The sequence below is a fragment of the Oribacterium sp. genome (assembly GCF_057249185.1).
In genome coordinates this window covers 1-7,653 of sequence record NZ_DBHIGR010000106.1, presented here as the reverse complement: position 1 = coordinate 7,653, position 7,653 = coordinate 1, and the positions used below count along the sequence as shown (strand labels likewise).

The window sequence follows — 7,653 nt, the reverse complement described above, 5'->3', positions numbered from 1 at the left end:
AGCAAAGAGGGAAATGCTATCGCTTTGGCGAATACGCCGGTGATGGATCATTTGAAAAAGGACTACCCCTATGTGGAAGGACAGGCTTCCGGACTGGCTGTAGGTCTTCCCGACGGACAGATGGGAAATTCCGAGGTAGGACACATGAACATGGGCGCGGGCAGAATTGTTTATCAGGAATTGACCCGTATTTCCAAGGCTATTCAGGATGGAGATTTTTTTGAAAATGCTGCCTTAAAGGGTGCTGTGGAGCATTGCAAGAAAAAGGATTCCGCCTTGCATTTTATGGGACTTTTGTCCGACGGAGGAGTACACTCCCACATTGAACATATTTATGGACTTTTGGAGCTGGCAAAGCGTGCAGGTCTTAAGAAGGTTTATCTTCATGCCTTTTTGGATGGAAGAGATACTCCTCCCGATTCCGGAAAGCATTTCCTTATGCAGATTGAAAAGAAAATGCAGGAAATCGGTGTGGGAGAAGTAGCCAGCATATCCGGAAGATACTATGCTATGGATAGAGACAAAAACTACGACAGAGTGGAAAAGGCTTACCTGGCGATGACCAAAGGAATCGGTGAGAAGGCAGCATCCGTAGAGGAAGCTATCAGCGCGTCCTATGCCAAGGAAGTTTTTGATGAATTCGTATTACCTACGGTAATCGAGAAAAACGGAGAGGCTCATCTTGTTTCTGACGGAGATGCTTGCATTTTCTTTAACTTCCGTCCGGATAGAGCAAGAGAAATCTGTCATTGCTTCTGTGATGATGACTTTAACTTCTTTGACCGTGGAGCCAGAAAAGAGGTATATTTTGTATGCTTTACCGACTATGATCCCACCATTCCCAATAAGGAAGTGGCTTTTCATAAGGAAGAGATTTCCAATACCTACGGAGAATATCTGTCTTCCCTGGGAAAGACTCAGCTTCGTATTGCGGAAACGGAGAAATATGCCCATGTTACCTTCTTCTTTAACGGAGGAAAGGAAGAACCCTTTAGCGGTGAAGATCGTATCCTGGTTCCCTCTCCCAAAGATGTGGCAACCTATGATTTAAAGCCGGAGATGAGCTGTTATACGGTAACGGAGAAGCTTACAGAGGCGATTCGCTCCGGAAAATATGATGCGATTGTGGCAAACTTTGCCAATCCGGACATGGTAGGACATACCGGTGTTCTCCCTGCAGCCATCAAAGCTATTGAAGTGGTGGATGAGTGTGTGGGAAAGGTTGTGGAGGCCGTGCAGGAAGTGGGAGGTAATCTCTTCATTCTGGCCGATCACGGAAATGCGGATATGATGGTGGACGAGAAGACGGGAGAGCCCTATACCGCCCATACTACCAATCCTGTACCCTTCATCCTTGTGGCAGCGGACAAGACTTTAAAGCTGAAGGAAGGGGGATGCCTTGCGGATGTAACCCCCACACTTTTGGATTTGATGGGGATTCCTCAGCCAAAGGAGATGACAGGAAAGAGCCTGCTGGAGAAGTAAAAAGTATAGCAAGAGTGGTAGCATAGCCAAGGATGGGACGCATAGCCAAGGACGGAAGTATATTCAACGACGGAAGTATAGAGAAGCTTAGAAGTAAGGACGCAAGAGTACCTGGAAGGAGTTATTCATGAAAATAGGAATCTGTACAGATTCCGGATCGGGAATACGGAAGGAAGAAAGTGAGAAATTCGGGATTACTGTAGTTCCCATGCCCTTTCGAATGGGGGAACAGGAGTACTTTGAAGGAATCAATATGAGTCGGGAGCTTTTCTTTGAAAAGCTGGCAGAGGGGGAGGAAGTTTCCACTTCCCAGCCCTCTATGGAAAGCCTGATGAAGGCCTGGGATGCCCTGCTTTTGGAAAATGATGAAATTGTTCATGTTCCGTTAAGCTCCGGGCTTTCCGGTTCCACCCAGACGGCTCTGATGCTTTCACAGGAAGAACCCTATTTGGACAGAGTATTTGTTTCGGATAGCAGAGGGGTTTCAGTTACCCAGAGAATGCACTGCCTGTTTGCCAAGGAATTGGCGGAGAAGGGATATACCGGGAAGGCTATACAGCATCTTTTGAATTCCATTGCAGAAGATAACGGCATTTATATCGGCGTAAGTACCTTGAAGTATCTTAAGCGGGGAGGCAGAATAACTCCGGTAGCCGCAGCCATCGGTAGTCTCTTGCAGATTAAACCGGTTTTGTCCATTAATAAGGGAGGGAAGCTGGACTCCTTTAAGAAGGTAAGGACGGAAAGACAGGTACGGGAAGCCATTATTGAGGGTTTAAAGGACAGTCTGGAACGACTGGGAGATCCGGAGGCAAGAAAGTCCTATATTGCCGTAGCCTATACGGACAATCTGGCTCAGGCGGAAGAGTTTCGTGCACAGCTTGCAGAGACCTTCCCGAATCGTTATGAGGAAGAGATAGTGATTTCTCCTCTGTCCTTACTGATATCCTGTCATATTGGAGAGAATGGTCTTGGCGCCGCGGTGATTAAGCGTCCGGATGCTTTGGAAAATACTTAAGCTTGGGGAGCAGTGATTTCAAACTGCTCTCCATTTGTTTTGATGAGAATTTCTCCCAGCTTTGCGGTTTCCAAGGGAAAGAGCCGATACTCTTTACAGTTTTCCACAGTGTTTTTGTGAGGATGTCCGTAGCGATTCTTCTTTCCATAGGAAAACAAGGCAAATTTTGCTTGGGTTTCAGACAGAAAACTTGGGCAGGAGGAGGTCTTGGAGCCATGATGTGCAAGCTTTAAAACATCGACTACGGGAGATACTTCCGCTTCCCTGCAATTTTCCAATAAAGCTTCCTCAGCCTCCTTAGGCATATCTCCGGTGAAAAGCATACGAAAATGCCCATAGGTCAAAAGACAGCCTATGGAGTGAGCATTGGCTTCTTCGATGTGGGAAGAATCATTAGGGTAAAAACAACGAATATAAAGCTGATGACCCTTGGCATCAGGCCATTCTTTTTTTGTCATAGCGTGATTTTCTGCCATAGTGCTATTTTCTGCCATGGTATTATCTTTCGTAGGAAGACAGATTCCCTGTTCGGAAAAGACAAGTTCATCTCCCTTTTGCCAATAGAAGATATCCGCTCCGTGATTGTAGGCCAAACGCTTTAACAAGTCATAACGATGGTCCTGAAGAGAGGAGGCGGGAAGGATTAAATGGGATAAGCTTATGGAGGGATTCTTTTCCAAGAGAGCCTGTATACCGCTGATATGATCTCGGTCACAGTGGGTGAGGAGGGCGTAATCGATGTGCTGAATCCTTTTGGCCTTACAATAGGGAAAGAAAATCTGTTCCGGAAATAAGTTCTTACTGGTGGAGCCGTTGTCAATGGTGAAAACCAGATTTCCTTTTCGAAGAACAAAGCCGTCACCCTGCCCCACATCCAGGGCGGCAATTTCCAATTCCTTAGGGGGCTTAGGCAGGTAGAGCGGAAGAGAAAGCAAAAAGCCCAGGGAGAGTAAAAGGGACAAGAAAGTACGATGCACTCTGGAAAGACAGGGGTTGAAAAGCCTTCTTTTTAAAGCTTTGAAAAAGAAGTTTTTTTGCTCGAAAAAACAGTTCATTTGCCCGAAAAAGAAGCTCATTTTCTCGGAAAAGAAAGTTTTTGCTTTGGGAAAGAAAAAGAGAAGGTAGAGAAGAAGAAAATAGAACATCACCGAGAGCACTTGCATCTTCCCAAGGGGAATCCGGGAAAAGGGGAGAGCAAGGCTTTTTTCCATGAAAAGATGAAATAATTGAAACAGGCGATTTACAAGCAATCGGGAGGAAATGCTAAGAAGACGGAGGAGTAGAAAGTCTTGCTCCGGCAGATAGGAAAGAAGGATAGAAACTGCCCCAAGGAGGAAGAAAAAAGGAAGGAGGGGGAGCAGAAGCAGGTTTAATAAGGGAGCATATAGAGGAAAGGAGAACTGGATTAAGGAAAACAGGGGGAGCAGAGTCAGATAAAAAAGGAAACTGCCTTGTAAACGATGGGGGAGAGTAGAGAGAAAGCAGGGGATAAGCTTAGAAAGAAAAGAAGGAAATTTCAAAAGAACTGAGGGGTGCTTGGAGAGAGCAAGCTTATGTTTTTTACAAATCTTGGAAAGGACTTTCTCCTTCTTTTTTCGAACTGTTTTTCCGGGACGTTCTTCTAAAAGGAAGAAAACAAAGAGGGTGAAGAAGGAGCATTGCATTCCGACGGAATAGAGGGAGAGCGGATTAAGCCAAAGCAAAAACAGTAAGGCGAAGGAAAGCTGGGAGAGCAGGTCTTTTCCTTTTCCCAGCTGTATGGCGGCAAAACGGAGAAATAGCATGAAAAGAGCCCGAAAGGCGGAGTGGGAAGAACCGGTAAAAAGAAAATAGGAAAACAGAAAGAAGGAAGTGATAAGAGAAGAAAGTAGGGAGGAGAGCTTTGCTTTTCGAAGGAGCCGGTAGAAAAAGGCTCCCAGAAGAGATAGATGTAAGCCGGATATGGCCAGAATGTGGGATATACCGGCACTTTGATAGAGGCTCTTTTCGGATAAAGTCATTCCTGAGCGTTCTCCCAAGAAAAGACTTTTTAAAAAGGCTGCCGTCTCTTCCGGATAAAGCGAAGATATTCTGTTTCCAAGGCTTTGTTTTAGGGTAAACAGCTCTTTGGCAAAGGGGGAGGACTCTCCTTGGATAAGCTCTATGGTATTGGCTTGAAATACTCCGGAAATTCCCTCTCCCTTATAATAGCGGGTAAGGGAAAACTCTCCTTTGTTGGTGGCAGGGTTAAGTTCTAAAAAATGGCCTTTTACGGAGCAAATCTGCCCCGGAAGCGGAAGAGGCATAGCGCCTTCTCCGGCGGATTCTTTCGGGAGATATAGAATCAGCTTTTGAAAGTGAAGGTCATTTCTTTTTTGATATTTTTCTTTCTTCTGTAAAGAAGAATTCTTTTTTTCTAAAGCAGTGTCTGCGATACAGGAGCCAAGAATGATCTTCCATTTCTTTTCCTGCTCTTCGATATACAGTACTTTGCCTCTCAGTACAGCCTGTAAGGGAAGGATATAGCCGATGTTTTCCCTTTCCGCTCCATAGCGATGATTTACGGAATAGAAGTTTAGCATAAACAGAGCCAGGCAAAGGAGGGAGCAAAATAACAGTCGATTTTTCTTTTGCTGTAAGAGAAAGAGGAATAGAAACAGCAGGGAAAAAAGGAATAAGAAACGGTAGGAAAAAGGAATTTCGGGAGAAAGAATCAATTCTCCCAATAGGGCAAAGAGAGCCAAAAAGAATAGGGGACGGGAAAGAAACATAGTGTGCTCCTTGGATCGAGGAAGTTAAGGAAAATATCATGGATAGTGAACAAGCTGTGAATGTAAAAAGAATGTAAAATGAATGTGATAAAGAAAAGTTGGCGGAATGGAAGCCGTAAAGAAAATATTGAAAATAAAAAGATATTTTCCCTATCCTAGTCCCAAAGCGGGAAAAAAGCAATAAAAAAACTCCCCCAAAATAGGGGAGCCTTTTTGTGCAGTTTACTGCATCTTGTTTACAGCTGTGTAAATCTGAGAAATCTTACGAGAAGCATTGTTAGCCTTGTAGATACCCTTGCTACGTGCCATTGCAATCTTCTTCTGTGCCTTAACCAGCATAGTCTCGGCAGTTGCCTTGTCACCGGCTTCTACAGCAGTGAAAACCTTCTTCATGTAAGTCTTTACTTCGGAACGGATTGCCTTGTTTCTTTCATTTCTCTGTGCCGCTACCTGAATTCTCTTTTTTGCAGATTTGATATTTGCCATGATTAAAACCCTTTCTTCCATAAGACTTTCCTGCCGCGGAAAACAAAATCCTATGGGAACAAAATAGAATGTATTCTTGTATTCTCTCTTGTTTTCAAATATCTGGACACGGACAGTTTGAAAACATACGCAACAATAATAGCGAAAACAGCTAGAACTGTCAAGGCGTGTATGCAGAAAAATAAAGGAAATCCTGAGATAAAAAATAGTATAAATACAGGGGTAAATACAGAAATAGCATTTTGTGGAAAAATCTTCCTTCTTATGGTATAGTTCCGAATGATTCTATTGCATGAAAGATGAGTTTTATGGGGATTCTCGGAAAATGCCTTAGAGCAGAAAAGGAAAACCCCTATTCATTCTTTATAGGAGACAGGATGGAAAAAATTAAGCAAGAGCGAATTCGTAATTTTTGTATTATCGCCCATATCGATCACGGAAAATCCACTTTGGCGGATCGTATCATTGAAATGACGGGCACCTTGACGGAAAGAGAGATGCAGTCTCAGGTTCTGGACAATATGGACATTGAGAGGGAACGGGGAATCACCATCAAATCCCAGACTGTTCGTATTGTGTATAAGGCGGAGGATGGGGAAGAATATATCTTCAATCTTATCGATACCCCCGGACACGTGGACTTTAACTATGAGGTAAGCCGTGCATTGGCGGCCTGTGACGGTGCTATTTTGGTGGTGGACGCCACACAGGGAATTCAAGCCCAGACTCTGGCCAATACCTATCTGGCTTTAGACCATAATCTGGAAATTATTCCTGTCATCAATAAGGTAGACCTGCCCTCCGCGGATCCGGATTTGGTAGCCCATGAAATCGAGGACGTTATTGGCATTGAAGCCTTGGATGCTCCGCGGATTTCCGCAAAAACCGGTTTGAATGTGAAAGAGGTATTGGAAGCGGTGGTAAAGCGTCTTCCCCCTCCCGGCGGTTCCATAGAGAACCCCTTACAGGCACTGGTTTTTGACTCCTTATATGACAGCTATAAGGGGGTTATCATTTTCTGCAGAATTAAAGAAGGCAGCGTGAAAAAGGGCAGCAATATCCGCTTTATGGCCACCGGTGCGGAATTTACCGTAACAGAGGTGGGAACCTTTGCGCCGGGACAGTTTATTCCCGGGGAGGAGCTGACCCCCGGTATGGTAGGCTATATTACCGCCTCCATTAAAAATATCCGGGATGCCCGGGTAGGTGATACGGTAACCACTGTGGATAAGCCTGCGAAGGAAGCCCTTCCCGGTTATAAGAAGGTGCAGTCCATGGTATACTGCGGAATTTATCCTTCTGACAGCCAGAAATATCCGGATCTTCGGGATGCTTTGGAAAAGCTTCAGTTAAATGATGCGGCGCTGAATTATGAGGCGGAAACCTCTGCTGCTTTGGGCTTCGGCTTCCGTTGCGGATTTTTAGGCCTACTGCATCTGGACGTGGTACAGGAAAGATTGGAAAGAGAGTACGATTTGGACCTGGTAACCACGGCGCCCTCCGTTATTTACCATGTGTATAAGACGGACGGCTCCATGATGGAGCTGACCAATCCTTCCAACCTGCCGGATCCGGCGGAGATTGCCCATATGGAAGAGCCCATTGTGGAGGCGGAGATCATGGTGACTTCGGAATTTGTGGGTGCCATTATGACCCTTTGTCAGGAGCGAAGAGGAATTTATAAGAGCACGGAATACATTGATCAGACCAGAGCGTTTTTAAAGTATGATTTACCCTTAAACGAGATTATCTATGACTTCTTTGATGCCTTAAAGTCCAGAAGCCGGGGCTATGCAAGCTTCGACTATGAATTAAAGGGTTATCAGGAAGGGAAGATGGTAAAGCTGGATATTTTGGTAAACAAGCAGCAGATTGATGCCCTTTCCTTCATTGTCCATGCAGGCTCTGCCTACG

General features: G+C 44.9%; 5 protein-coding genes. 3 read left to right on the top strand and 2 right to left on the bottom strand.

What is annotated here, in order from left to right; genetic code table 11:
• Together gpmI and ACO4PX_RS06880 are read left to right on the top strand one after the other, a co-directional pair.
• A partial coding sequence (gene gpmI / locus ACO4PX_RS06885) for a 2,3-bisphosphoglycerate-independent phosphoglycerate mutase (protein WP_485572078.1) occupies nucleotides 1–1,485 on the top strand: 1,485 nt, incomplete at its 5' end.
• A gap of 127 nt (nucleotides 1,486–1,612) precedes the next feature.
• Nucleotides 1,613–2,503 (top strand): DegV family protein, encoded by an 891-nt coding sequence (locus ACO4PX_RS06880; protein WP_485572077.1) that lies wholly within the window; start codon nucleotides 1,613–1,615, stop codon nucleotides 2,501–2,503.
• Here the strand turns inward: ACO4PX_RS06880 and ACO4PX_RS06875 are convergent.
• Nucleotides 2,500–5,253, bottom strand: a complete 2,754-nt coding sequence (locus ACO4PX_RS06875; RefSeq protein WP_485572076.1) for a ComEC/Rec2 family competence protein — start codon at nucleotides 5,251–5,253, stop codon at nucleotides 2,500–2,502. The genes ACO4PX_RS06880 and ACO4PX_RS06875 overlap by 4 nt on opposite strands.
• A 222-nt stretch (nucleotides 5,254–5,475) precedes the next feature.
• Nucleotides 5,476–5,739: a 30S ribosomal protein S20 gene (gene rpsT / locus ACO4PX_RS06870; protein ID WP_040649565.1), complete on the bottom strand. Its 264-nt coding sequence runs from the start codon at nucleotides 5,737–5,739 to the stop codon at nucleotides 5,476–5,478.
• A 377-nt stretch (nucleotides 5,740–6,116) separates the two neighbouring features.
• Here rpsT and lepA point away from each other — a divergent pair.
• The coding region (gene lepA / locus ACO4PX_RS06865; RefSeq protein WP_485572075.1) for a translation elongation factor 4 at nucleotides 6,117–7,653 on the top strand (1,537 nt) is incomplete at its 3' end.